This window comes from Brevibacterium sp. SIMBA_078 (genome assembly GCF_046534565.1).
In the GTDB taxonomy this organism is placed as follows: Bacteria; Actinomycetota; Actinomycetes; order Actinomycetales; family Brevibacteriaceae; genus Brevibacterium.
The window spans coordinates 197542-218653 of sequence record NZ_JAWRYQ010000002.1 but is presented as its reverse complement, the minus strand read 5'-3'; the positions used below and the strand labels follow the sequence as shown (position 1 = coordinate 218653).

At 65.0% G+C, this 21112-nt stretch carries 20 protein-coding genes and 1 tRNA gene; 14 read left to right on the top strand and 7 right to left on the bottom strand.

Features of this window, described 5'->3' with window-relative positions; genetic code table 11:
* Positions 1–98 precede the first annotated feature (98 nt).
* The 6 genes from SB749_RS09325 to SB749_RS09300 are packed head-to-tail and all read left to right on the top strand — an operon-like array spanning position 99 to position 6000.
* The gene (locus SB749_RS09325) at positions 99–3137 is read left to right on the top strand and encodes a DUF4040 family protein (protein WP_410710103.1); all 3039 of its coding nucleotides are present in this window, start codon (positions 99–101) and stop codon (positions 3135–3137) included.
* A complete protein-coding gene (locus SB749_RS09320; protein ID WP_039210769.1) occupies positions 3134–3466 on the top strand; it encodes a sodium:proton antiporter in 333 nt (110 codons plus the stop codon). The genes SB749_RS09325 and SB749_RS09320 overlap by 4 nt, the downstream gene beginning before the upstream one ends.
* Positions 3463–4980: a monovalent cation/H+ antiporter subunit D family protein gene (locus SB749_RS09315; protein WP_410710102.1), complete on the top strand. Its 1518-nt coding sequence runs from the start codon at positions 3463–3465 to the stop codon at positions 4978–4980. The genes SB749_RS09320 and SB749_RS09315 overlap by 4 nt, the downstream gene beginning before the upstream one ends.
* Positions 4980–5354 carry a Na+/H+ antiporter subunit E gene (locus SB749_RS09310; RefSeq protein ID WP_264801797.1) on the top strand — a complete coding sequence of 125 codons (375 nt, stop codon included), beginning with the start codon at positions 4980–4982 and terminating at the stop codon, positions 5352–5354. Before SB749_RS09315 ends, SB749_RS09310 begins: the two co-directional genes overlap by 1 nt.
* Positions 5351–5611: a monovalent cation/H+ antiporter complex subunit F gene (locus tag SB749_RS09305; RefSeq protein ID WP_039210778.1), complete on the top strand. Its 261-nt coding sequence runs from the start codon at positions 5351–5353 to the stop codon at positions 5609–5611. The genes SB749_RS09310 and SB749_RS09305 overlap by 4 nt, the downstream gene beginning before the upstream one ends.
* Positions 5611–6000, top strand: a complete 390-nt coding sequence (locus SB749_RS09300; protein ID WP_039210779.1) for a cation:proton antiporter — start codon at positions 5611–5613, stop codon at positions 5998–6000. Before SB749_RS09305 ends, SB749_RS09300 begins: the two co-directional genes overlap by 1 nt.
* Positions 6001–6045: 45 nt before the next feature.
* Here SB749_RS09300 and SB749_RS09295 read toward each other — a convergent pair whose 3' ends face one another.
* On the bottom strand, positions 6046–6768 hold the full coding sequence (locus SB749_RS09295; RefSeq protein ID WP_410710101.1) for an alpha-ketoglutarate-dependent dioxygenase AlkB family protein: 723 nt from the start codon (positions 6766–6768) through the stop codon (positions 6046–6048).
* A 56-nt stretch (positions 6769–6824) separates the two neighbouring features.
* On the opposite strand from SB749_RS09295, the gene SB749_RS09290 reads away from it, so the two are divergent.
* Positions 6825–7493, top strand: a complete 669-nt coding sequence (locus SB749_RS09290) for an alpha/beta fold hydrolase (protein ID WP_410710100.1) — start codon at positions 6825–6827, stop codon at positions 7491–7493.
* Between the two features lie 85 nt (positions 7494–7578).
* Here the strand turns inward: SB749_RS09290 and SB749_RS09285 are convergent, their stop codons facing one another.
* The gene (locus SB749_RS09285) at positions 7579–8790 is read right to left on the bottom strand and encodes an NAD(P)/FAD-dependent oxidoreductase (protein ID WP_410710099.1); all 1212 of its coding nucleotides are present in this window, start codon (positions 8788–8790) and stop codon (positions 7579–7581) included.
* A gap of 162 nt (positions 8791–8952) precedes the next feature.
* On the opposite strand from SB749_RS09285, the gene SB749_RS09280 reads away from it, so the two are divergent.
* The 4 genes from SB749_RS09280 (at position 8953) to SB749_RS09265 (ending at position 12297) form a co-directional block, all read left to right on the top strand.
* Positions 8953–9025: transfer RNA gene (locus SB749_RS09280), tRNA-Ala, on the top strand.
* A gap of 117 nt (positions 9026–9142) precedes the next feature.
* A complete protein-coding gene (locus SB749_RS09275; RefSeq protein WP_410710098.1) occupies positions 9143–9499 on the top strand; it encodes a hypothetical protein in 357 nt (118 codons plus the stop codon).
* Between the two features lie 159 nt (positions 9500–9658).
* Positions 9659–11011, top strand: coding sequence for a GH1 family beta-glucosidase (locus SB749_RS09270; protein WP_410710097.1), 1353 nt, complete (start codon positions 9659–9661; stop codon positions 11009–11011).
* Entirely contained in the window at positions 11008–12297 is a 1290-nt protein-coding gene (locus tag SB749_RS09265; protein WP_410710096.1) for an MFS transporter, read from the top strand. The genes SB749_RS09270 and SB749_RS09265 overlap by 4 nt, the downstream gene beginning before the upstream one ends.
* A 35-nt stretch (positions 12298–12332) precedes the next feature.
* On the opposite strand, the gene SB749_RS09260 is transcribed toward SB749_RS09265, so the two are convergent.
* The 4 genes from SB749_RS09260 to SB749_RS09245 form a co-directional block, all read right to left on the bottom strand.
* Positions 12333–12875 carry a YdeI/OmpD-associated family protein gene (locus SB749_RS09260; RefSeq protein ID WP_410710095.1) on the bottom strand — a complete coding sequence of 181 codons (543 nt, stop codon included), beginning with the start codon at positions 12873–12875 and terminating at the stop codon, positions 12333–12335.
* Positions 12876–12987: 112 nt separating this feature from the next.
* Positions 12988–14517, bottom strand: a complete 1530-nt coding sequence (locus SB749_RS09255) for a 3-hydroxyacyl-CoA dehydrogenase NAD-binding domain-containing protein (protein ID WP_410710094.1) — start codon at positions 14515–14517, stop codon at positions 12988–12990.
* Positions 14514–15425 carry a 3-keto-5-aminohexanoate cleavage protein gene (locus tag SB749_RS09250; protein ID WP_410710093.1) on the bottom strand — a complete coding sequence of 304 codons (912 nt, stop codon included), beginning with the start codon at positions 15423–15425 and terminating at the stop codon, positions 14514–14516. The genes SB749_RS09255 and SB749_RS09250 overlap by 4 nt, the downstream gene beginning before the upstream one ends.
* Positions 15422–16360, bottom strand: coding sequence for a TetR family transcriptional regulator C-terminal domain-containing protein (locus SB749_RS09245; protein ID WP_410710092.1), 939 nt, complete (start codon positions 16358–16360; stop codon positions 15422–15424). The genes SB749_RS09250 and SB749_RS09245 overlap by 4 nt, the downstream gene beginning before the upstream one ends.
* Before the next feature lie 193 nt (positions 16361–16553).
* Between SB749_RS09245 and SB749_RS09240 the strand changes: the two genes are divergently transcribed.
* Positions 16554–17927, top strand: a complete 1374-nt coding sequence (locus tag SB749_RS09240) for a pyridoxal phosphate-dependent decarboxylase family protein (RefSeq protein ID WP_410710091.1) — start codon at positions 16554–16556, stop codon at positions 17925–17927.
* 77 nt (positions 17928–18004) lie between these two features.
* On the opposite strand, the gene SB749_RS09235 is transcribed toward SB749_RS09240, so the two are convergent.
* Positions 18005–18700, bottom strand: coding sequence for a YczE/YyaS/YitT family protein (locus SB749_RS09235; protein WP_410710090.1), 696 nt, complete (start codon positions 18698–18700; stop codon positions 18005–18007).
* Between the two features lie 107 nt (positions 18701–18807).
* Here SB749_RS09235 and SB749_RS09230 point away from each other — a divergent pair, with 107 nt between their 5' ends.
* Together SB749_RS09230 and SB749_RS09225 are read left to right on the top strand one after the other, a co-directional pair.
* Positions 18808–20298 (top strand): PLP-dependent aminotransferase family protein, encoded by a 1491-nt coding sequence (locus SB749_RS09230; protein WP_410710089.1) that lies wholly within the window; start codon positions 18808–18810, stop codon positions 20296–20298.
* 41 nt (positions 20299–20339) lie between these two features.
* Positions 20340–21110, top strand: coding sequence for a YggS family pyridoxal phosphate-dependent enzyme (locus SB749_RS09225; protein ID WP_410710088.1), 771 nt, complete (start codon positions 20340–20342; stop codon positions 21108–21110).
* Positions 21111–21112: the final 2 nt, after the last annotated feature.

Sequence of the window (21112 nt, the reverse complement as noted above, 5' to 3'; positions counted from 1 at the left end):
TCTTCGAAAGTCTGTGTTTTGCAGAACGCGCACCTTGCGATGAAGGATCAGTGAGTGAACGAACGATCACCTGTGCCTGAGGCCGTTGAGGCCCGGTCATGATCCTAACGCTAATCGCTCTGGCTGCACTCGTGGTGCTCACTCCTGTCCTCACCCGTTTCGCGGGACGCGAGAGCGGCTGGCCGTTGGCGATCGCCTATCTCGGCGTGGCAGCCCTGTTCACTCCCACCGCCGCCGAGGTGATGACCGGGCAGAATCCGGAAGTGTCCTACCCGTGGATTCCCAGCTTCGGCGTCGACCTGGCACTGCGGGCCGACGGAATCGGTGTCGTATTCACCTATATCGCACTGATCATCGGTGCGGTCGTATTCATATATTCGACGCGCTACCTCAGCCCCGGACGCAATACGAGCTTCTACTGGCTGATGGTGATCTTCACCTTCTCCATGGTCGCCCTTGTGCTCACCAACGATGTGCTCGTGCTGTTCGTGTGCTGGGAGCTGACGTCTCTGGCCTCGTTCTTCCTCATCGCCCGGTCCGGATCTCCTGGGCAGGCACCGGCGCTGCGGACGATGTTCTTCACCTTCATCGGCGGCCTCAGTCTGCTGGTGGCCACTGGAGTGATCATCGCCGTGACCGGCACGACGAACCTCGCCGAGGCGATCAGCTCCCCGGTCTGGGCGGGCCAGCCCGAAGTCACGACGCTCGTGGCTCTGCTCGTGGGCGTCGCAGCCATGACGAAGTCCGCTCAGTTCCCGTTCCATCCCTGGCTGCCCGACGCGATGGCCGCCGCCACGCCAGTCTCGGCCTACCTGCATGCCGCTGCCGTCGTCAAAGCCGGCATCTTCCTCATGCTTCGGTTCTCACCGACCTTCCACGCCACACCGGCATGGAATATCCTGCTAGTGACGGCGGGTCTCCTCACCGCTTGCCTGGGCGGCTGGTTCGCGCTCAACCAGCATGACGTGAAGAAGCTCATGGCCTATTCGACCGTGTCTCAACTCGGTCTCATCACCGCGGTCATCGGCGTCGGCACCGAGGCGGCGATCGCCGCCGCCACCCTCCACGTCATCGCACATGCACTGTTCAAGTCCGGTCTGTTCATGATGGTCGGCGTCGTCGACCACCTCGCCGGCACCCGTGACCTGGCTCGGATTCCGAAACTCATGCGCTCCGCCCCGGCGGCGTTCACGGTGATGATCATCGGCTGTGCGTCCATGGCGGGGATTCCGCCACTGTTGGGATTCGTGTCCAAGGAGGCTCTGTTCACTGCGCTGAGGGAAGCCCCGGGCGGGCCCTGGGCCGGTTGGGCGGCTCTGCTCGTCGCCGTCGGCGCCTCGGTGCTCACCTTCGCCTACTGTGCGAAGACAGTCTGGGGCAGCTTCATCGACGGCCGCGAGCCCGAAGAGAGTCAGATCCATCGCGGTTCACCCGTCATGCTCATTGCTGCGGCCCTGCCGATCCTGGCCTCCATTCCCCTGAGTTTCGTCCTCTACCTGCTCGACACCCCGCTCGACCAGGTGGTCCGGGCAGCGGTGCCGACGGCCTCGGAGTCCGTGCACCTGGCACTGTGGCACGGATTCAACGCAGAACTGCTCGCCTCTGGGCTCATCATCGCCATCGGCGTGTTCATCATCCTCCGCCGGTCGCGCGTCTTCGTGTTCTTCCACAAGGCCACGCTGCCCTTCGACGGGGCCGACGTCATCGATGCGCTGACGAAGAATCTCAAACGCCTGGGATACGGGCTCTCCGCCTTCGTCCGTCCCATGAACTCGGGCCCCTATCTCGCTCTGTCGCTGGGCGGACTGAGCGTGCTCGCCATTGGGGCCGTACCTGTCGTCTTCGCCGATCTGCCGCCGCTCCAGGCCAACCTGAGCCGTCCTGTGGACGTGATTCTGCTCGTCCTCATCACCGTGGCGGTGCTCGTCCTGTGCACCTCGCATTCGCGGCTGACCACCGTTGTGGCCCTCTCTGCCATCGGCATCCTCGCCACCGTGCAGATCCTCGCGCTCGGCGCCCCCGACGTCACCCTGACACAGCTGCTCGTCGAAGCGATGACGATCATCGTCATCATGCTCGTGCTGCAGAAGCTTCCACGCTCATTCTGGAAGTACCCGAAGCGCAAACAGACACCGCGTCTGCTCCTGGCGATCATCGTCGGCGCGAGCGTTGCCGGGCTGACCCTGGCGCTCAACGGCCGTCGGGAGCGCTCCGCACTCGGCCAGTACTACCTCGACAAGGCTCCGGAGATCAGCGGTGGAGACAACATCGTCAATACGATCCTCGTCGAATTCCGTGCTCTCGACACCCTCGGTGAGCTGACTGTCCTCGGCATGGCCGGAATCGCGATCGTCGCGGTGATGTCGACGGTCAAGGACAAGTTCATCGACCCGCCGGCCGAGAACATCCCGGAACCGCCCAGGCCCCCGTGGGTGTCGATCCGGCCCAAGGGCACCACCGCATATCGTGCTGTGCACGAGGCATGGCCGAACGTCATCCCGCTGCAGCTGACCCTGAAGGTGCTCGGACCGCTGCTGGCGGTGAGCTCCCTGCTCATCTTCTGGCGCGGCCACAACTCCCCGGGAGGCGGATTCATCGCCGCCCTCGTCGGTTCTGCCGTCATCGGTCTGGCCTACCTGTCCACGCCGAAGGACCGGGCGCTCGGCCCGCCGCGTGCGCCCCTCTACCTCATCGGCTCCGGAGTCGCGACTGCGGTGGTCACCGGAATCATCGGACTGCTGTTCGCCGGTTCGTTCCTGCAGCCGCTGCACACCGAGTTCGCCGGCCGGCACTGGACGACGTCGATGCTCTTCGACGTCGGGGTCTACCTGGCGGTGCTCGGCCTCATGCTGCTCTCGTTCAACCTCCTCGGTGTCTCGGACTCCGCAGCCACGCCGGCCGGCGACGATGTGCTCACCAACGGCATCATCCGCCGGGACGTCGAACGCACCCGCGAACGTGCCGATGAGCTGCTCTACGGTGAGCTGAGCGGTCCGATGGAGGCCATCCGCGGTGAACGCCCCGAACGCGGCCGTCGCCGTGGGGCCGAAGAGTCCGATGAGGCGAAGGTGCGTGCGAACTCGACCCATATCCTCCGAGGGGATCCACCGACCGACGGAGACGAGGAGGAAGCATGATCCTGGCACTGACGATCGGCGTCCTCACCGCCGGCGGCGTCTACCTCATGATGCAGCGCTCCATGGTCCGGGGAGTCTTCGGTCTCACCCTCATCTCCCATGCCGCGAACTTCATCCTGCTCTCGGCAGGAGTCGGCGCCTGGAGAGGCGAACCTCTGGCGGGGCGCGGTGACCTCGCCGAGGCGGCCGATCCGCTGCCTCAGGCCTTCGTCCTCACTGCCATCGTCATCACCCTGGCAGTGACGATCTTCATGCTCGCCTTGGCTGTGCTCGGCCACGACGACGACCAGAAACGCAATCCCGAGACAGGGGAGGAGCGCGACTCATGAACTCCGCACTGCTTCTTCTGCTCATCGGCATCCCGCTTCTGGCCTCCGCGCTGAGCGTGCTCATCACCTCACGCACTTTCGACCGGCTGCTCCTGCTCGCCGTTCCCGTGTTCGTCGGCGGCAGCGGCGTCGCCCTGCTCGGCGTGCATGCTTCGACCCCGGTGATCGCCCATTCGGTCGGCGACTATGTGCCCGGCCTGGCGATCGTGTTCGTCTCGGACACGTTCACCGCGCTCATGCTGGTGCTCACCTCGCTGGTCGCGTTCGTCAGCAGCCTGTTCCTGGTCTCCACCGGTGAGGACCAGTACCGATTCGTCCCGGCGCTCATCCTGATGATGCTCACCGGTGTCTACGGTGCGCTGCTGACCGGTGATCTTTTCAACTTCTTCGTCTTCGTCGAAGTGATGATGCTGCCCGCCTACGCACTCATCGCCGTCACCGGCACCTGGCGCAGGCTCGGCATCGGACGTCTCTACGTCATGGTCAATCTGCTGACCTCGACGATGCTGCTCATCGGCGTCGGATTCGTCTACGGCGCCACCGGCACCGTCAACCTCGCCGTCCTGGCAGATCAGGGACGTCCGACCGGACAGGCCGCGATCGCTCTGGGCGTGGTGCTGCTCTCTCTGCTCATCAAGGCCGGCGGCGCACCCTTCCACGGGTGGCTCGTCCGCAGCTATCCGAACACCTCGGCGGGCATGATGTCGCTGTTCTCCGGTCTCCACTCGAAGGTCGGACTGTATGCGATCTACCGCATCTACACCACTGTCTACGGTGAGCCTGCTCCGTGGGCGACCGCCATTCTCATCGTTGCGGTGGCGAGCATCCTCATCGGTGCGATCTCCGGATTCGGGCAGGTGCGAGTGCGCAATGTGCTCGGGTTCCAGATGACCGCAGGCGTGGGCCACATCCTCATCGGCGCCACCCTGCTGACCTCGGCGGCCCTCGGTGCCGGCGCCTTCTACATGATGCACCACATGGTTACGATGGCAGGCCTGCTGCTCATCATGGGCGCCGTCGAACAGACCTACGGCACCGGTTCATTCCGCAAGCTCTCAGGGCTCGCCTCACGGGAGCGTTGGGCGACCATCCTCATGATCCTCGGCCTCTTCTCTCTCGTCGGTCTGCCGCCGACCTCCGGGCTGTGGGGCAAGGTCGGCCTCGTCAGGGCCTCCACGGACGCCGGCGGCGGCTTCGGATGGGTCCTCGTCGCAACGATCGTGGCCGGCGCGCTGATCAGTCTGCTGGCGCTTCAGCGCACTTGGCGCAACACCTTCTGGGGACCGCCGATGCAGACGTACCGCCCGGACTCGGCGGAGACCGGGCGCGCCCCGGCCGAACCGATCACGCGCAGCGTGCGCATTCCCGCCCGTCTGCTGGTGCCCGCCACGATCATGATCGGGGTATCTGTTGCGCTCTTCTGCTTCCCGGAGCCTCTGCTCGACCTCACGCACCGGGCAGCCGAGGGTCTCCTCGACCACAGTGACTACATCGAGGCGGTGATGGCACCGTGATGCGACTCATCCACGGCGTCTCCTACGCAGGCTTCATCGTCTGGGCGATCATCACCGGTTCGGCGACCATAGTCGCCCGACTCTTCCGCAGCGACTACGCCCAGCCGATGATCGTCGAACTCCCGATGCGCTGCGCCACCGATCTCGAAGTCACCCTCTTCGCATCGTCGATCACGATCACACCCGGCACCCTGGTGACTGCGATCGCGGCCGGCACGTCGACGACCCCGCCGGTGATCTTCGTCCACGCCCTGTTCGAGGAGTCGGAGGAATCCGCCCTCGATGGGCTCATCGATATGGAATCGCGACTGCTGGCCATGACCCGTGGTCGGGCACCGGGACCACACGCCGATTCAGAGGGAGGACGCTCATGATCGTCATCGCAAGCATCTGTGCGGTCATCCTCGCCGCCGCCATCGTCATCGGGCTCATCCGCGTGCTCACTGCTCGCGACCAGGGCTCACGTGCGGTGGTCTCTGACCTCATCTACTTCTCGGCTATTGCCATCGTCACCATGCTCGGCATCGCCGTGTCGTCGTCGATCGTCCTCGATGTGATCTTCCTGTCCTCCATGGTGGGCATCCTCGCCACGATCGCTCTCTCCCGGATCCTCACCAGGGGGCACCGCTGATGAACGAAGCACTCGCCACGACCCTCGTCGGGATCTTCGGAATCACCGGCTCCCTGCTGCTGCTCGGATCCGCCCTGGCGATGTTCAGGGTCCGCGACGCGCTGTCTCGGATCAATGTGTTCTCTCCGGCGACCGGGTTGGGCATGCCGTTCATCGTCATCGCCGCCTTCATCTACGACCTCTATTCGTCCGGGTTCTCGTGGAGCTCGCTGATCATGGCGGTCATCGCCGTGCTGTGCCTGATCATCGTGTCCTCGGTTGCGAGCAACACCCTGGCAAGGTCGGCGGTGCTGTCCGGACAGCCGGTGTTCCGGAAGACGTCCCCGAACCGGCTGGCAGCGCCGCCGGAAGGGGTCGTCGACATCGACCCCGACGCGAAGGACTCCTGAGCCGACTCAGTCAGTCGGGTCTGCCGGGCAACCGATCGCGTGGACTCAGTCCCGTCCGGTCGTGCGCATCGTGATGTTGATCCTGCCCCCGCCGAGGTGGTTCAGCCGTCCCGCGTCCGGTGCGGTTCCCGGCTGGATCGACCTGACTCCGTGGTAGGCGAAGCGGGCAGGGCCGCCGAAGACGAAGGCGTCACCCGAGGCCAATCGCAGATCCTCGAAGGGACGGTTGCGGGTCTCCGTGTTGCCGAACCGGAAGAGGCATGTATCGCCCAATGACAGGGAGACGACCGGGGCAGGGTCGAATTCGTCCTTGTCCTGATGCATGCCCATCTTCGCGTGCTCGTCGTAGTAGTTCACGAGAGCTACGTCCGGGTGGTAGTCGGCAGGGTCGAAGCCCCAGACAGCGGCGGTCCCCTGGGGGAGATCCTGTGTGTCCTCGACGACAGCGACTGCGGACTCCAGGACCTGGCGGCCAAGACGGGTCATCCAATCGGGGAAGGGCAGCACCACCTTGTCGTTGACGTCGACGGCTCGGCGGTCGTAGCGCCCGGGCTGCCAATGCCACCCCAACCCGATCGTCGTCACGCTCATCGGATGGCCTGCGATCGTCGTGGCATGGGGCGGAACCGGACCGGATTGCCAATCGGCATAGCGGGCGATGATCCACTGCTGCGCCTCGGCGGTGAGGAAGCCCGGTACCCAGACCGCGCCGGGGGCGACGATTGTCGGTCGGCGGTCGAAGGCCTCATCGGCGAAGAGCGAATCCATGTCTACCAGGATGCCAGAGCCGGTTCTAGAATTGTCACGAGACCCGAGGAGACACGATGAACGCAGCCAGTCCGCAATTGATCTTCCTCCACGGCGCCGGTGAGCGTGCCTCCGTCTGGGACGACGTGATCGCCGGGCTGCCTGGCGATTGGTCGTGCGAGGCGATCGACCTCGGCGAGCTCGGCGTCATCGACGATGGCATGTTCGACTTGTCTGCTGCGGCGGATCGGGTTCTGAAATCGGTCGATGAGGACACAGCGACCGTGGTCTGCGGACTCTCTCTGGGAGCGATGGTGGGCACTGTGGTCGCGGCTGGAGCAGCACCCGGCGCACTCGACGCGCTGATTCTCTCCGGCGGACAGGTCAGACCGCCGAAATGGATGATGCGTCTGCAGTGGCAGATCTCCATCCGACTGCCGGAAGCGGCGTTCGGAGCATACGGTTCGACGAAGACCGAGACCTTGGCCATGTACGCGGCAGTCGAAGCCGCCGATCTGCGGGGCCGCCTCGGCGAAGTGCGGGTGCCGACTGCGGTGTGGTGCGGGACCCGGGACATCGCGAACAGACCTGCGGCCAGGCAGCTGGCGGAAGGCATCGACGGAGCCGAACTCCGATTCGTCCCGGGAATGGGCCACGACTGGCACCGCAGCCATCCGGCGGCGTTTGCGGCACACCTGCGGGAATTCGTCACTGCAGCGCTGGCACGGAAACCGCGGGGCCGGTGACATTCGGATCACCGACCCCGCAGAGTCATCGTTCGTTGGCGCGTCGGCTCGGCTCGGAAACCCTCGGAGTCGGAGCCGGCCCGAATCAGAGTTCGCCGACCGGCACCTGGTCGTCGGCGAGACGATCGGCGCTGACTTCCTTGCCGATGAGGGCGCGGAGCTCGTCGCCGTAGTCCCAGACATTGACGTTCATGGCTGCGGTGACCTTGCCGCCTCGGTGCCAGAACACGATGAATTCGCCGCTGGACTTGTCTCCGCGGATGACGACGTCATCCTCGGAACCGCCGCGACCGACGTATTCCATGCCGAGGTCGAACTGGTCGGTGTAGAAATACGGCTGCCAGTCGTAGGACTTGGTCCCGCCGCTGATCGTCGAGGCCGCGACCTCGGCCTGGCGAACCGCGTTGTCCCAGTGTTCGACGCGCAGACGTTCACCACGCAGAACGTTCTGCGCATTCGCGATATCGCCGATGGCCAGGATGCTGCCGTCGGAGGCGCGCATCTGTTCGTCGACGATCACGCCGTTCTCGGTCGTCAGACCCGCCGAGGAGGCCAGATCGACGGCGGGATCCGCGCCGATTCCGATGACGACGAGATCGGCGGGAACACTTCCGGCGGACGTTTCGACGGCCTCGACCGCGGAGTCACCGGTGAAGACTGTCGTGTCCGCGTCCTTGAGGAAGTTCACTCCGTTCTTTCGGTGCAGGTCTTCGAAGTACTCTCCGAGTTCCGGCCCGAGGACACCGGAGAGCGGGGGAGCATCGGTGTGGAGGATGACCGTGACATCGCAGCCGTGGGACTTCGCTGCGGCTGCGACCTCGAGGCCGATCCAGCCGCCGCCGATGATCGCGACCTTCTTCCCCTCGCCGAACTGGGACCGGATGGCCACCGCATCCCCGGCGTCGCGGAGAGTGTGGATATTGCCCAGCTGAGCGCCGGGGACATCGAGTGTCCGGGGCACCGATCCTGTCGCAAGGATCACCTGACCATAGGACAGGTCTCCGCCGTCGTCGAGGGTGACGGTCTGAGCATCTGTATCGATCGAGTTCACCGAGGTGCCGAAGAACGTCTCGACGTCGTGGGCCGAGTACCAGTCCTCTCCGCGGAGGGCTGAGTCGGCAGGATCCGACCCCTCGATCATCACCTTCTTCGACAGGTCCGGGCGGTAGTACGGAGCCGCGGGTTCGGTGCCGACGAGCGCGATCCGAGCGGTGTAACCGGCATTCCGCAGCGATTCGACCACGGTGCCTCCTGCCAGGCCTGCGCCGATGACGACTGTTCCGAATTCTTCTGCCATTGTCGGTCCTTTCGTAGAGGGGACTCTCTTTCGACTGTACTCGCCGAGATCAAGTGGCTCCACCGACCCCGAACCTGGTGACACACTGTGCCTCACGAGGTCGCATACGGCCCGTGCGATTTTGGCTGAGAACCGGGTGCAGGCGTAAACTGAAAGTGAAAAGGGGCTTTAGCTCAGTTGGTAGAGCGTTTCGTTCGCAATGAAAAGGTCAGGGGTTCGATTCCCCTAAGCTCCACACAGTTCCCCGTCGACTCGTTCAACGGCTTATATTGTGTTGTGGATTTCGTGCATTCGGGGCCAGGCTCTGGGCCAGGGGACGCGTCGAAGTGCGCAGAGTCAGGACGGACGTGGAATGAACACGAAGACGGCAGTCATGACCGGCATTCTGGGTCTTGCCGGCGTTGCCCACTTCTCGCGACCCAACCTCTTCGACTCCATCGTCCCGCCTCGGTTGGGCAACCCGCGGTTCTGGACCTACGCCAGCGGCATCGCGGAGCTCGGCTGTGCAGGACTGTTAGCCAACCCGACCACCCGGCGCTTCGGCGGTGTCGCCTCTGCCGCGCTCATGGTCGGCGTCTTCCCGGCCAACATCTACACAGTGATCAAACAATGGGACAATCCGAAGGGCCGAGCCATCGCCTGTGCGAGACTGCCTCTGCAGATCCCGCTCGTGTGGGCAACGGCGGCGATCGCCGCTGAAGCCGACTGAATCTCCTGCGCTCCAGACCCTTCAACTGCGATCTGTACTGATCTGACCAGTCAGGGCGCCCCTGCTTGCCGCCCCCGTCGTCCTCGCAGAGCGAAGCCGCATCTGCCAGGTTCAGGATCATCTGTTGCAGGCCCTGTCCAACCGTGACATATTCGATTCATGGTGGGGAATCTTCCAAGCAATGTCGGGGCTTTGGCCGGAATGCACTTCTCCGCAGCCACGGCCGCCTTCCAGATCGAAGGGGCGCGCAGCGCGGGTGGTCGCGGCCGCAGCATCTGGGATGACTTCGTCGACACGCCCGGCAACATCATCGACGGCAGCACTGCCGAGCCTGGTCCCGACAGCTACCACCGCTTCGCTGACGACATCGCGCTGCTTGCCGACCTCGGTGTCGACCGGTACCGGTTCTCCATTTCATGGACCCGTGTGATCCCGAATGCCGGGACGGACGCCTCGGTGAATTCGGCCGGTCTCGACTACTACGACCGCCTCGTCGACGGACTGCTCACCGCCGGGATCACACCGGAACCGACGCTCTACCACTGGGACCTGCCGGTCGCACTCGAGGGAGCCGGCGGATGGCTCAACCGTGACACAGCCCACCGCTTCGGTGACTATACGCAGGTGGTTGCCGGACGCCTCGGTGACCGTGTTCGTCACTGGTACACGATCAACGAACCCGCATCGACATCGCTGCAGGGCTATGCGCTGGGGGAACTGGCACCCGGACACACACTGCTCTTCGATTCCCTGCCCACCGTCCACCACCAGCTGCTGGCTCACGGGATCGCCGCTCCGATACTGCGTGGGTACGGCGCAGTTCAGGCCGCTCCGACGTTCAACCACAGCCTCATCCTCCCCGCCTCCGAGACGTCCGAGGACCAGGCAGCGGCCGGGCTGCTCGACGTGATTCACAACCGCCTTTTCGCTGACCCCCTGCTGACTGGACAATATCCCGACCTCAGCGGCTTCGGCGTGGAACTGCCGATGGCCGACGGCGATATGGACCTCATTTCCGCACCGAATGAGGTCTACGGGTTCAACTACTATAATCCGACCACGGTCCGTGCCTCGGCAGGACCCGTGCCGTTCGAGATGGTGCCCACCCCCGGAGCGACCGTGACCGGGTTCGGTCCCATGTGGCCGATCCGTCCGGATACGATGCGCGACTTCCTCACCGATATGGGTCGACGCTACGGGTCCGCACTGCCGCCGATCATCATCACCGAGAACGGGGCGTCGTTCCCCGAACCGGACACCACGGACGAGGAGATCAACGATTCCGAGCGGATCGACTATCTGCGCGACCACCTCGGCGCGGTGATCGATGCGAAAGCAGCGGGTCTGCGCATCGACGGGTACACCGTATGGTCGCTGTTGGACAATTTCGAATGGGCTGACGGATGGAGTCAGCGCTTCGGGCTCGTCCACGTCGATATGAACACCGGAATGCGGACGCCGAAAGCCTCTTTCCGCTGGTATCGGGACCTCATCTCCGCGGTCCGGCCATGAGTACGGTCAGCCCGCCGCCTCACCGAGGCGACTCCGTTACGCGAGCACGCGTATCGCTCGGATGGATGGTGTGGTTCACGCTCGCCTGGTTGGCGATCTGGACGGTCCAGCTGACACCGATCCAGCTGCTGCTGCCGCTGCAGCTCGACACTCAGAGCGGGCACTGGATCGACGGGGTCGTCTGGTCCGGACTCGTGCTCTCGGCCGGAGGCTTGGCCGGAATCGCTGCCGCACCCGTGGCCGGTCGGCTCTCCGACCGCACCCGGTCGCGGTACGGCCGGAGACGTCCTTGGGCGATCGGGGGATCGGTGCTCGCCGCACTCGGACTCGTGCTCACCGGCAGTGCCGAGGGACCCCTGTCGGTCGGGGCGGCATGGGTGGTCACCTCGGTCGGCGTGTCCGTGGCTTCTTCGGCGCTGACCGCGCTCATCGCCGATCAGCTCGCCGATCAGCGCGGCGCGGCCTCGGCCGCAGCCAGTTCGGCTCAAGCCGTCGGCGTCGTCGTCGGCGTCGCCGCGATCGTCCTGCTGGGTCTGAGCACCGGCGCGTCCTATGTGGTGCTGGCCTGCTTCATCCTCGTCGTCGGCACGGCCACTGCGATGCTGCTGCCCGACCCGCCGCTGCCGCATGCCGCCGTGCTCCAATTCCATGCCCGTCGCGAGCTCATCCGGCCACGGGTGTCCTCACTCGTCGACCCGAGCTTCACCCGGCTGCTGATCAGCCGCTTCATCGTCAACGTCGGCAATGCGTTCGGAACGTCGCTGCTGCTGTTCTTCCTGCTCTACGGGATCATGATCCCCGCCGCAGACGCCGAGAACAGCCTGCTCATCCTCATCGTCATCTACACGGTATTCGTGGTCGCCGCCTCGATCCTCGTCGGCATAGTCACGGACAGACGAGGCAGCCGACGCTTCTGGACGGTGATCTCGGCCCTGGTCCAGGCCTGTTCCGGAATCATCATCCTCATCAGCCCGAGCTTCACCATGACAGCGGTGGCGGCCGGAGTCATGGGCGCCGGATACGGAGCCTATATGGCGGTCAGCCTCGCGCTGGCCACGGATCTGCTGCTCGACCCGGACGATCACGCCCGTGATCTCAGCCTCGTCAACAGCTCTGCGAACCTCGGGCAGCTGATCGGCCCGCTCCTGGGCGCCGGCCTCGTCGCACTGGTCGGCGGGTTCTGGCTCCTCTTCGCGGCCGCCGCGGTCGTCTCCGTACTGGGGGCGGGACTCACGCTCACGGTGCACTCGTCACGTGCGGTGCTGCGAGCTCCGCAGCCGGACTGACCGGTGCCGGGCGGGTCGGTCAGATGCCTATCGGTTCAGGACAGTCCGAGCAGCTTTCCGCTCTTGGACAGTTCCGGGTCGGTGCATGAGGACAGGTCGAAGCAGCAGGGACGACGCTTGCCGGATTCGAGCTTCGAGATTGCGACCTCGACACGGCGTGCACGTGTATCGGCGTTCTTCGTCGCCTTGATCCAGCGCACCCATTCCCATCGGGCCATCGGCGTGAGCCCGGCCCAGACATCGTCGAGATCACCGGCACCATCGAGAGCCGCACGGAGGTCCGATGGAACCGCCACCTCCGGCCAGTTCTTCGTCGGAGTCAGACCGACCTCGACCTCCGCTCCTTCTGTTGCACCGAGGGTCTCCCACTGGTCGTCATCGAGGCTGATCCAATGGCCACGTCGACCGTCAGGTTCGATGACAGTGCTGAACCCGGTGCCATCGAGCGTGCCGTTGACGGCGACCTGCCCGCGTGAGGGCAGCTGATCGCTGGCCTCCTGGGGCAGGCGCAGAATCGGGCGGTCGCCCAGCAGCTCGGTGTTCGCAGTGAAAGTGACGTCGGCAGTCGTGGTGGTCATGGTGACTCCTCAGAGAACGGATGATCGGGTCTGGACACTCGGATTCGACCGAAGCGATGACTTTCAGAATAGTGGCACGAGGCTGTGTCGGCTTCTCGATTCCTGACGCATTTCAGCCGATCGAACGGCCGACCCAGTCGGGGCTGCTCGTTTCGATCTGCGCGATCCGCTCGGTCACAGCCTGTGGGAAGGGCACGACTCGGTCCTCCGCTTGGTCGACATGGAGGCCCATGATCTCCTCGGTCGATACGAGGCGATCGTCGACGTACATCTCATACGCCAGGTGCAGCTTCTTCTCACCAGCACTCACGAGGTGCGGGACGACGGTGAGGCGGTCGCCCAGGGCCGCCTCGTCGAGGTAGCGGATATGGGATTCGACAGTGTACAGGGACGCTTTCGCGCTTTGCCGGTAGGCGGCATCGAGGCCGAGCTGATCCATCACCTGGTCGGTGGCGAATCCGAACACGAGAACGTAGAAGGCCTCGGACATGTGCCCGTTGTAGTCGATCCATTCGGGTACGACTTCGGTGCTGTACGTACCGAGTATCCTCGCCGAGGCGGTCCGCGCCATCGATGCAGACGGTGGGGGAGCGGCGGAGGAAGAAGGAGAGCCCACCTGGCCGTCGGCAATCTCATCGCGACCGGAACCTGTCGCGGTGGCGGGCAGAGACGCGGTCAGTCGACGAAGGGCGATGATTCCGGCATCACGATGAGCCACGAGGTCGGTGATGGAGCGGTCACCGGCCTCGATATCGCAGCCGGCCACGACATCATCACGCAGCTGCTGACTGAGTTCCGGGGCGGTCAGCCGCGTCCACGGAGACTTCAGCGACGGTCCGAAATGGTCGAGCATATGCGCCATTCCGCCCTCACCGCCGGCGAGGTGGAACGTGAGCATCGGTCCCTGGAACGGCCACCGCAGACCGGGGCCATCGGTGATCGAGCGGTCGATCTGCTCGACCGTGGCCTCTCCCTGCTCGACCATGTACAGGGCCTCGCGCCACTGAGCTTCCTGCAGACGATTGGCGATGAAGCCGGGGACTTCGCGGTCCATGCGGATGACGGACTTGCCGATATGGCTGAAGAAGCCGGCCGCCCAGTCGACAGCAGCAGCCGAGGTGGACTGGCCGCCGACGACCTCGACCAAAGGGATGAGGTAGGGCGGATTGAATGGATGGCCGACGACGAGTCGCTCGGGGTGGGCCGCCTCGGTGGCCATTTCGGTCATGCTGTATCCCGAGGTCGACGAGCTGATCACGATGTTCGGCGGGCACACCTCGTCGATCCGGGCCAGCAGTCCGCGTTTGAGCGCGAGGTCCTCGGGTGCGGACTCCTGGACGAACCCGGTGTCGGCGACCGCCTCGGCGAGGTCGGTGTGGATCGACCAGGCGGTGCGGTCGGCTGACTCGACCATGTCGAGTTCGGCCAAGGCCGGCCAGGCCGCGTCGAGGAGCCTGGCGAACTTGTCGCCGGCGTCCGGAGCCGGGTCCCAGATCTTCACCCGGTAACCCTGGGCGAGCAAATAGGCGGCCCAGCCGCCGCCGATCGTTCCTGCGCCGACGCAGGAGACGGTGTCGATCGAGCCGAAGTCGGGGAACTCCGGCGTGTTGGGAATGGGCGCGGCGGGGGTGGAACCGTTCACAGATCGCCTCCGGTGATGGTCGGTGTCTGTACGCGCAGATCGAGGATCTCGCGAGCTTCGTCCGGGGTGGCAACGGATGCACCGAGGCTTTCGATGATGTCGACGGCACGTGCCGTGAGGTCGGCGTTCGTGGCCTTGACGCCCTTGGACAGGTAGAGGTTGTCCTCGAGCCCGACGCGGGCGTGGCCCCCGGCGAGCACGGAGCGCGCCACCCACGGCAGCTGGTTCGCGCCGATGGCGAACGACGTGAACTGCGCTCCCTTGGGCAGCATGTTCACCATCGCCGACAGCAGGCCCGGATCGGCGGGGGCACCATAGGGAATGCCCATGCACAGCTGGTACAGAGGCGGAGCGTCGATGAGTCCCTCCTCGACCAGCACATTGGCGAACCACAGATTGCCGGTGTCGAAGATCTCGAGTTCCGGACGCACCCCCAGGGTCTGGATGCGCTTCGAGCCTTCGCGCAGCATGTCCGGGGTCGAGACGTAGAGGTTCGACCCCTCACCGAAGTTGAGGCTGCCGCAGTCGATCGTGCAGATCTCGGGCAGCAGCTCCTCGACGTGGGGGAGTCGATCGAGAGCGTTGATGAGATCGGTGCCCGGCATCGTCGTCAGCGGATCCTGCGGATCGATGACGAGGTCACCGCCCATTCCAGCAGTGAGGTTGATGACCGGATCGACGTCGGAGGCGCGGATGCGGCGGACGACCTCGCGGTAGTAGGCGACCTCACGCGAACCCTGTCTGGTCTCGAGATCGCGGACATGGATGTGGACGACCGACGCCCCGGCCCGGGCCGCCGCAATGGCATCGTTCGCGATCTCTTCGGGGCTGACGGGAACGTGCTCGCTCTTGCCGGTAGTGTCACCGGCTCCGGTGACGGCACAGGTGAGGATGACTTTGCGATTCATGATGACTCCTTCAGTCGATCGGCGGATGTGGCGGTTGAGGGTGGTGGGTTGTGGGGAAGCATGATGGCGCGATCGAGGTAGGAGCGCAGGCGCTGGGAGAAGATCTCGGCGTCCATCACCCCGGTGAGCACCTTGATGCCGAGTCCGTCGAGGAGAGAAGTGAGCTCGTCGGCCATGACACGAGGATCACCGGCACGGAAGCAGCCGGTGCGCTGACCGTCCTCGAGCGTCGTCTGGACGGTGCGCGACCAGCGTTCGTAGCTGAGCGGATAGTTCGACAGGGTCGAACCGTCGAGGGCCATTCGAGACCACGTCTGCAGCCAGATCGACCATTCGCCGCGTTCCGTGCGCCCCAGCGGCGACTGCAGCTTCAGCAGACGTTCGAGTCTCTGCGCGGGATCCGCGATGTCGTCGAGCCACGCGATCTGACGGTCGAAGGCGAGTTTGACCGAATAGTCGAGAGCGGCATCGAAGAGCTCGGATTTGTTGGCGAAGTAGTAATGGATGCTCGGAGCAGAGACCCCGGACGCCGCCGCGATATCGGCGATGCGCACGGCGTCGAAACCGTACCGGCCGAACAGCGTCCACGCTGCCTCGGCGATCGTGCGTTTCGGGTTGGCGTCGTCGTCGCCGGCTGCCGCTGCCGCTGAGTTCGGCGGCAGCGCGGAGACCTGGGACTCGTCGCCGAGCAGCCACCGGACCGTCACCCCCGTAGCGGTGGCCACGCCGAGGAGCTCATCGGCGGTGAAGCGGCGGCGACCGGACAGCGCTTTGGACAGCTTCGTCTCGTCGATGCCGATCACCGAGGCGATCTTGCGCTGCTTCAGTCCGGATCGTCGGATGGCGTCCCGGACGCGGAGTCCGGTCGCCTCGGAGCCCTTGCCGATCATGCCGCGGGAAAGATCCCGGGCGTCGGTCGTCTGCCTTCCTGTCATGGTGCCGAACCTACCTCAGCACCGAGTTCGTTCGCAAGGAAATATGAATAGAAATCAGAACTTGCGATCAGTGATCATGAAGAGGAATTCGCAGCGATCCGAACCGTCCGACGCACCACAAATCGGCTCTGTGCGGTTAGTCTCGTTATCGGTGGGCGATCCCCATCACCATCGACCGCGCCGAGGAGCCCCTATGACCGATAGTCTTCATTCCCGCATGCACGTCGTCTCCGATGAGACCCGCAACCTCGTGAATCTCGTGCTCGAGTATTCGCGTCGTCGGACTCTTGCCGAGGACACTCCGCTCGACCATCCGACGTCCGAAGCCGAGCTGCGTCGGCTGGCCGGTCCCACCGTCACCGAGGAGGGGCTGGGGTCAGCTCGGGCGCTGGCGATCTTCGAACACATCTTCGCACCCGCCTGCATCTCCACCGACCACCCGAAGTACCTGTCGTTCATTCCCAGTGCTCCGACGAAGGCTGCTGTGGCCTTCGATCTCGTCGTCTCCGCCAGTGCTCTCTACGGCGGATCGTGGCTCGAAGGCGCCGGCGTCGTCCATGCCGAGAACGAAGTCCTGCGCTGGCTGGCGGGAGAATTCGGGCTGCCCGCAGGAGCCGGGGGAGTCTTCGTCCAAGGAGGTACGATCGGCAACCTCTCAGCTCTCGTCGCCGCCCGCAACGCACAGAAGGAGAAGCTCGGTGAGACTCGGCCGGGACGCTGGGTGATCGTGTGCAGCGCCGAAGCACACTCCTCGGTCGCCTCCGCGGCCGAGGTGATGGATGTCGATATCGCCCCTGTGGCCACCGGCGAGGACGGGATCCTGCGTCCGGGCGGTGTGCGTGAGGCCCTGCTCGAACACGGGGACGCCGTGATCGCGGTGGTGGCCACCTCGGGGACGACGAATTTCGGCACCATCGACGACATCGCCGGCATCGCGGCTCTCAAGGACGAATTCGACTTCTGGCTCCACATCGACGGCGCTTACGGTCTGGCCGCGATGCTCTCACCGCAGGCACGTCACAAGTTCGCCGGAGTGGAGAAGGCCGATTCGCTCATCGTCGACCCTCACAAATGGCTCTTCGCTCCCTTCGACGCCTGTGCGCTCATCTACCGCGATCCGAATTCGGGACGGCGAGCGCACACACAGAAGGCCGAATATCTCGATACGCTCACCGACGCTCAGGATTGGAGCCCCTCGGACTTCGCCATCCAGCTCACGCGACGGCCGCGCGGGCTGCCGCTGTGGTATTCGCTGGCCAGCTATGGTGCCGAAACGTATCGGGAGGCGATCGGCCATTCGATCGATCTGGCGCGTGAGATCGCCACTGAGATCAAGCATCGTGAGCATCTGCGGCTCGTGCGCGAACCCGAACTCTCGGTGGTCGTGTTCGAACGCGACGGTTGGCAGCGGTCGGATTATGACGCGTGGTCGGATCGACTGCTCGAGGACCAGCGCGCCTTCGTCGTCCCGAGTTCACACCAGGGGCGGCCGAATGCCAGATTCGCGATCGTCAATCCGCTGACGACGTTCGACGATCTCACCGACATCCTCGATTCGATGGAGTGAGTGGACGCGTCGGACGTTCTGTCCGTCCTGCAGCGGGGTCCTCGATCGTCTGAGGGCCGCGCAGAGGCGGCTTTCGCTCAGTCTTCGGGGAAATCCTCGGCGGTGGTCGTCGGCTTGGACCGGGGACGGAGTTCGACGGTGAAGGCGGGAAGCAGAGCCTGGGTGATCGGGCCGATCCCCAACGCGTAGAGGACAGTGCCGATGCCGACGACTCCGCCGAGGAGCCAGCCCACCGCGACGACGCTGACTTCGATGAGGGTGCGGACCAGACGGATCGAGCGTCCGGTCACGCGGGAGAGACCGGTCATCAGCCCATCGCGGGGGCCCGGCCCGAACTGGGAGCCGATGTACATCGCCGAGGCGGCCCCGTTGAGGACGACGCCAGTGACCATGAGCGCGATGTTCCACCCGAGCTCTTCGGGCCGGGGCAGGAACAGGCGGGTGAGGTCGAGCGCCGGCCCGACGAGGAGGGCGTTGAGAATCGTGCCGATGCCCGGCTGCTGGCGCAGCGGGATCCAGATGAGGAGTACGAGGAACGCGAGAATCGTGATGATGGTTCCGAAGGTCAGCGGCACGTGATTCTGAATGCCGGAGTGGAGGACGTCCCACGGCATCATGCCCAAGCCCGCGTTGACCATCATCGCCATCGAGGCACCGAAGAGGTAGAGACCGAGGATCAGCTGGGGGAGACGCCGCCACAGCCGTCCGCCGCGCAGCTGTGCGATGGGACCGACGTTGGCCAGCTGACGCTTCGGGGCTCTCATCTTCGTCATGTGGTGGCTTTCTGCGGGTGCGATCGGAAGGACGATTCCATCATGACCGAAATTGGTCTTGTGTGAAATAGCCACTTGCAGGAAAGTGGTCCCATGAGGTCAGAACCATGAGCACACCGGTCCTGGGCGCGAAACGACTCGTCGGCATCATCGAAGACGGACCGTGGAAGGCGCCCGCATACGAATCGCTGGCCGCCGCGGTGGCCGCGGCGATCACGGACGGACGACTCCCGGTCGGAACGAGGCTGCCGAGCGAGCGCGAACTCGCAACCGCGTCCGGTCTCTCGCGGACGACGACGGGACGGGCGTACTCTCAGCTGCGGGAACAGGAATTCATCCTCACCCGCCGCGGCTCCGGCAGCATCGTTCAACTGCCCAGCGTCCCCGGCGGCCGCATCGACCATCTGCTCTCACCCGCCGGCGGCGACGAGTCGGAGATCGACTTCACCTGCACTGCACCGGTCGCAGCTCCGGATATCCTCGACGCCTACGATCGGGCACTGTCGCGATTGGGTGCCTACCTGCCCGGCACCGGATACTATCCTTCCGGGCTTCCGGTCCTGCGTAAGATCATCGCCGACCGCTATACCCAGCGCGGAGCACCGACCGACCCCGATCAGATCCTCATCACCTCCGGGGCCCTCGGCGGTGCGGCCATCGCCGTTCGCGCCCTCCTCGACGTCGATCCGCATGAGTCCGCGCGCCTCGGCGGGGCACGGTCGACCTCGCGGGTGCTCGTCGAAAGTCCCACCTATCCGAATGCGATCGCCACGCTCGAAGGCGCAGGCGCCGCTCTCGTGACCTACCCGCTGGAGTTCGGAGCTCAGGGGCACCATTGGGACATCGACGCCGTGGAGCAGCTCATGGGACAGATGCGTCCGCGCAGCGCCTATCTCATCCCTGACTTCCACAATCCGACCTGCGCCCTGCTGCCCGAAGCCCAGCGCAGTGAGTTCGCGGAGGCTCTTCGTCGGCACCGAGTCGTCCCCATCTTCGACGAATCCCTCGTCGAACTGGGGCTCGATGGCGGCAGGACGCCCACCCCGATGTCTGCGCTGATCCCGGACTCGGTGACAGTGGGCAGTGTGAGCAAGATCTACTGGGGAGGACTGCGCATCGGATGGATGCGCATTCCCCGCCACCGGATAGGCCATTTCGCGTCCTCCCGGCTCGGACTCGACCTGGGAGCACCGGTTCTCGAACAGCTCGTCACGGTCGAGCTCATGACCAACCACGATGCTGTCGTCGCCGACTGCCGATCCCGACTCAGAGCCGCCCGAGACATGCTCACCGCGCAGGTGAGGTCATGGCTGCCCGAGTGGAAGCTCATCGTCCCAACCGGTGGAATGGCGCTGTGGGCCGAACTGCCGGAGGCGCGTTCCGGGGTACTCTCGATCGCTGCCAGAAACCACGGTCTCCGCCTCGTCGCAGGGCCGAACTTCGCCCCGGCCGGTGGACTAGACCGGTGGGTGCGCCTGCCGTATACGGTGACGGAGAGCGAACTGCAGCAGGTGGGGCCGCGACTGGCCGCGGCCTGGGAGGAGGCCAAGTCGATGAGCGGACGTGGACCGACCGACCGCGCCCGCATCGTGGCGTGAACACCACGGGCACGCGGCCGGAACCTGAGTACGATGACCGTATGGGAGATGACAGCGGACTCAGTCACGATGGGCAGTACTCGACGGCGACGACAGTCGAGGATTTCCGAGCCAACATCGCCGAGGTGAAGCGCCGGATCGCAGCTGCCGCCGAACGCGCCGGTCGGGACCGGACCGACATCGAGCTGCTTCCCGTGAGCAAGACCGTACCCCAGGACCGCATCCGCCTCGCCGTTGCCGCCGGTTGTGCGAAGTTGGGTGAGAACAAGGTTCAGGAAGCCCACCGCAAATCCGAGGAGATGGCCGATCTCGACATCGATTGGGCTGTGATCGGGCACCTCCAGTCGAACAAGACCAAGGACGTAGCGAAGTTCGCCAGCGAATTCCAAGCGCTCGACCGACTCAAGGTCGCCAGAGCCCTCGACCGGCGACTCGAAGCGGAAGGACGCAGCCTCGATGTATACGTCCAGGTCAACACTTCCTCCGAAGACTCCAAATTCGGCATGCCCCCGGAAGAGCTTCTCTACTTTCTCAAAGAGGTGCGAGCATTCGACACTCTCAAGGTCCGGGGACTGATGACCTTGGCAGTCTTCTCCTCGGACATCGACCGTGTCCGTCCCTGCTTCCAGCTTCTGCGCGGTCTGCGTGACCGGGTTCGCGAGACCGATCCTGACCTTCTCGGTCCGGGGCGGCTGTCGATGGGCATGTCCGGTGACTTCGAAGTGGCTATCGAAGAGGGTGCAGACTGCGTCCGCGTCGGTCAGGCCATCTTCGGTCGACGAGCGCTGCCGGACTCCCACTACTGGCCCTAAGC

What these genes read in the sequence shown, in the direction of transcription:
- SB749_RS09320 (WP_039210769.1), top strand. Translation starts at nt 3,134, where the DNA reads ATGATCCTGGCACTGACGATCGGCGTCCTCACCGCCGGCGGCGTCTAC.
- SB749_RS09270 (WP_410710097.1), top strand. Translation starts at nt 9,659, where the DNA reads ATGGTGGGGAATCTTCCAAGCAATGTCGGGGCTTTGGCCGGAATGCAC.
- SB749_RS09325 (WP_410710103.1), top strand. Translation starts at nt 99, where the DNA reads ATGATCCTAACGCTAATCGCTCTGGCTGCACTCGTGGTGCTCACTCCT.
- SB749_RS09265 (WP_410710096.1), top strand. Translation starts at nt 11,008, where the DNA reads ATGAGTACGGTCAGCCCGCCGCCTCACCGAGGCGACTCCGTTACGCGA.
- SB749_RS09290 (WP_410710100.1), top strand. Translation starts at nt 6,825, where the DNA reads ATGAACGCAGCCAGTCCGCAATTGATCTTCCTCCACGGCGCCGGTGAG.
- SB749_RS09230 (WP_410710089.1), top strand. Translation starts at nt 18,808, where the DNA reads ATGAGCACACCGGTCCTGGGCGCGAAACGACTCGTCGGCATCATCGAA.
- SB749_RS09295 (WP_410710101.1), bottom strand. Translation starts at nt 6,768, where the DNA reads ATGGATTCGCTCTTCGCCGATGAGGCCTTCGACCGCCGACCGACAATC.
- SB749_RS09310 (WP_264801797.1), top strand. Translation starts at nt 4,980, where the DNA reads ATGCGACTCATCCACGGCGTCTCCTACGCAGGCTTCATCGTCTGGGCG.
- SB749_RS09245 (WP_410710092.1), bottom strand. Translation starts at nt 16,360, where the DNA reads ATGACAGGAAGGCAGACGACCGACGCCCGGGATCTTTCCCGCGGCATG.
- SB749_RS09260 (WP_410710095.1), bottom strand. Translation starts at nt 12,875, where the DNA reads ATGACCACCACGACTGCCGACGTCACTTTCACTGCGAACACCGAGCTG.
- SB749_RS09305 (WP_039210778.1), top strand. Translation starts at nt 5,351, where the DNA reads ATGATCGTCATCGCAAGCATCTGTGCGGTCATCCTCGCCGCCGCCATC.
- SB749_RS09250 (WP_410710093.1), bottom strand. Translation starts at nt 15,425, where the DNA reads ATGAATCGCAAAGTCATCCTCACCTGTGCCGTCACCGGAGCCGGTGAC.
- SB749_RS09235 (WP_410710090.1), bottom strand. Translation starts at nt 18,700, where the DNA reads ATGACGAAGATGAGAGCCCCGAAGCGTCAGCTGGCCAACGTCGGTCCC.
- SB749_RS09225 (WP_410710088.1), top strand. Translation starts at nt 20,340, where the DNA reads ATGGGAGATGACAGCGGACTCAGTCACGATGGGCAGTACTCGACGGCG.
- SB749_RS09275 (WP_410710098.1), top strand. Translation starts at nt 9,143, where the DNA reads ATGAACACGAAGACGGCAGTCATGACCGGCATTCTGGGTCTTGCCGGC.
- SB749_RS09315 (WP_410710102.1), top strand. Translation starts at nt 3,463, where the DNA reads ATGAACTCCGCACTGCTTCTTCTGCTCATCGGCATCCCGCTTCTGGCC.
- SB749_RS09300 (WP_039210779.1), top strand. Translation starts at nt 5,611, where the DNA reads ATGAACGAAGCACTCGCCACGACCCTCGTCGGGATCTTCGGAATCACC.
- SB749_RS09240 (WP_410710091.1), top strand. Translation starts at nt 16,554, where the DNA reads ATGACCGATAGTCTTCATTCCCGCATGCACGTCGTCTCCGATGAGACC.
- SB749_RS09285 (WP_410710099.1), bottom strand. Translation starts at nt 8,790, where the DNA reads ATGGCAGAAGAATTCGGAACAGTCGTCATCGGCGCAGGCCTGGCAGGA.